The 2,959-nt window shown below is 62.4% G+C and carries 3 protein-coding genes; all 3 read left to right on the forward strand.

The genetic code is table 11. From position 1 onward, the window contains the following. A partial coding sequence (locus tag SGJ19_00800; protein MDZ4778772.1) for a hypothetical protein occupies window positions 1–361 on the forward strand: 361 nt, incomplete at its 5' end. A 102-nt stretch (window positions 362–463) separates the two neighbouring features. Then, entirely contained in the window at window positions 464–1,981 is a 1,518-nt protein-coding gene (istA, locus tag SGJ19_00805; GenBank protein ID MDZ4778773.1) for an IS21 family transposase, read from the forward strand. A gap of 20 nt (window positions 1,982–2,001) precedes the next feature. Then, window positions 2,002–2,760: an IS21-like element helper ATPase IstB gene (gene istB, locus SGJ19_00810; protein MDZ4778774.1), complete on the forward strand. Its 759-nt coding sequence runs from the start codon at window positions 2,002–2,004 to the stop codon at window positions 2,758–2,760. The last annotated feature ends 199 nt before the right edge of the window (window positions 2,761–2,959 follow it).

Below are 2,959 nucleotides of genomic sequence, written 5' to 3' on the forward strand. Positions count from 1 at the left end.
AACCATTGTCGAGGAAGAAGTGTTGCGTGACGCTCACGTCAGCGGCCCAACGCGGGTGCGTCGGTTTCTGTCGCGATTTCTGGTCGTGGTGGTTGTCGCATTGGCCATTGAAGGCCTCGTTGCGACGTTCCGCGCCGCTCATGGTGACTCCGCGCAACTTCTCTATGCGGCGGCATTGGTGCTGTCTATTGGCGCCCTGCTCTCAGGCTGGGGCATATTCATTCGTCTGAATCGCTACGCCGAGGAATTAGAACCTGAATGCGTATTCCGGGTGAATGCTGCCACCCATTCCGGCGCAATGCTGCCACCCGTTCCGGTCCAATGCTGCCACCCATTCCGGCCTAACGCTGCCACCCCCTGAGGGGGAGCAGCTGAGCGCCACGTCGGCGGGTTAACCATCCGTTATCGTGCCGCCTTTTCGTTCACCGAAGAGGGGGCTCCGATGGCGGCAGAGAGGTTGACTATGCGGCAGATCAAAGAAGTTTTGCGCTTGAAGTGGGAGCGCGGTTATTCCGATCGCCAGGCTGCGCTGGCCTGTCGGATCAGCCGGCCGGCAGTGCAACGGTACCTCGAGCGCGCCACCGCCGCCGGTTTGAGCTGGCCGTTGCCAGACGGTCTCGATGAGGTGGCCCTGGAGCGGCGCTTGTTCCCGCCGGCGCCGTCACCCAGCCCGTCACGGCCCTTGCCCGATTACGCCGAGGTCCATCAGGAGCTGCGCCGCAAAGGCGTCACCCTGATGCTGCTGTGGGAGGAGTACAAGGCGATCTATCCGGATGGCCTGCAGTACAGTCAATATTGCGAGTTGTATCGACGCTGGGCACGGCAGCTCAATCTGTCGATGCGCCAGGTCCACCGCGCCGGCGAGCGCTGCTTCGTCGATTACGCCGGCCAGACGGTGCCAATCGTCGATCCGCGCACCGGCGAGGCCGACGCCGCACAAGTCTTCGTCGCGGTGCTCGGTGCGAGCCATTACTGCTACGCCGAGGCGACCTTGAGTCAGACCTTGCCCGATTGGGTCGGCAGCCACGTGCGCGCGTTCGAGTTCTTCGGCGGCGTGCCGGAGTTGCTGGTGCCGGATAATTTACGCAGCGGCGTCACCCGTGCGCATCGCTACGAGCCGCTGCTCAATACGACCTATCAGGACATGGCTGCGCATTATGGCGTTGCCATCCTGCCGGCCCGTGTGCGCAAGCCACGCGATAAAGCCAAGGTCGAGGTCGCCGTGCAGTTGGTCGAGCGTTGGGTGCTCGCACGCCTGCGCCACCGCACGTTCTTCTCGCTGGCCGAGCTCAATGCCGAGATAGCCGTGCTGCTCGAACAATTGAACCATCGTCCGCTGCGCAAACTGCCCGGCTGCCGCCGTAGCCAGTTCGAACAACTCGATCAAGCGGCGCTGCGAGCGCTGCCGAGCGAGCGCTATATCTTCGCCGAGTGGAAGCGTGCGCGCGTGCACATCGATTACCACATCCAGGTCGACCATCACTATTACTCGGTGCCCTATGTCCTGGTCGGCGAGCAGCTCGACGTGCGCCTGACGGCGAGCACCGTCGAAGCCTTCCAGCGCGGCCAACGCGTCGCCTCCCATGTCCGCTCAGCGCAACACGGCCGCCACACCACGCTGCCCGAACACATGCCGAAAAGCCATCGTGAGTACGCCGACTGGAGCCCAACCCGACTCATCGATTGGGCAGCCAAGAGCGGCCCCGCCACCGCCCGCCTGGTCGAGACCTTGATGGCCAGTCGTGCGCACCCACAACAAGCCTACCGTGCTTGTCTCGGCATCTTGCGCCTCGGCAAAACCTACGGCGACACGCGCCTCGAAGCGGCCTGTACTCGCGCGCTGCAAATCGGCGCACACAGTTGTCGCAGCCTCGAGTCAATCTTACGTCGTGGCCTCGATCAGCAACCCTTACCCAACACCGCTCCCACCACCCCGAGTCTCGTGCACGACAACCTGCGCGGACCGGATTACTACCACTGACGACCTGGAGATAAATCCCGATGTTGAACCACCCCACCCTCGATAAGCTGCAGCAGTTGCGCTTGCCCGGCATGGCCAAGGCCTTCGCCGCACAGCTCGGTCACACCGACTGTGATGGCTTGAGCTTCGCCGAGCGCTTAGGGTTGCTCGTCGACGAAGAGTGCACGCTGCGTGACGAGGCGCGCCTGAAGACGCGACTACGCACCGCCGCGCTACGACAGACCGCTTGTGTTGAAGACGTCGACTTCCGCCAGCCACGCGGACTCGATAAAGGCTTAGTCAAGAAGCTCGCCGGCGGTGCCTGGCTGCGCGAACACCTGAACTGCCTGATCACCGGACCGACCGGTGTCGGCAAGAGTTACCTGGCCTGCGCGCTCGCCCATCAAGCGTGCCGCGACGGCTACTCGGTGCGCTACCTGAGAATGCAACGGCTGCTCACTGATCTCGGCATCGCCAAAGGTGACGGTCGCTACCGCAAACAGCTTGCGCACCTCGCTCGCATCGATCTTATTGTGCTCGACGACTTCGGTCTTGCCGCCATGACCGACGAGCAGCGGCGAGACTTGCTGGAGCTCCTCGAAGATCGTTATGAACGAAAATCCACGCTCGTCACCAGTCAGTTCCCAGTCGACCGTTGGCATGAACTGATCGCCGATCCGACACTCGCCGATGCGATCTTAGACCGTCTCGTGCATAACGCGTATCGCGTTCAGCTGAAGGGCGAATCGATGCGCAAGAAGCAGCGGCGGTTGACAGACGACGAGGGTATTAACCCATAATCCAACTCCCGCGTCGCTGCGCTCCGAGGGGGTGGCAGCATTGCGCCGGAATGCCTGGCAGCAAGCAGACCGGAATGACCGGCAGCATTGGCCGGAATACGCATTCCCGCTCACGGTGATGATAACGTCGCCTTGTTTCATCGGCCTACTCTTTGTCGCTCCTAGTTCCGTGAGTGAATCAATCTTCGGAGTCGCATAC

The sequence above is a fragment of the Planctomycetia bacterium genome (genome assembly GCA_034440135.1).
Lineage (GTDB): Bacteria > Planctomycetota > Planctomycetia > Pirellulales > JALHLM01 > JALHLM01.

What these genes read in the sequence shown, in the direction of transcription:
- istA (MDZ4778773.1), top strand. Translation starts at nt 464, where the DNA reads ATGCGGCAGATCAAAGAAGTTTTGCGCTTGAAGTGGGAGCGCGGTTAT.
- istB (MDZ4778774.1), top strand. Translation starts at nt 2,002, where the DNA reads ATGTTGAACCACCCCACCCTCGATAAGCTGCAGCAGTTGCGCTTGCCC.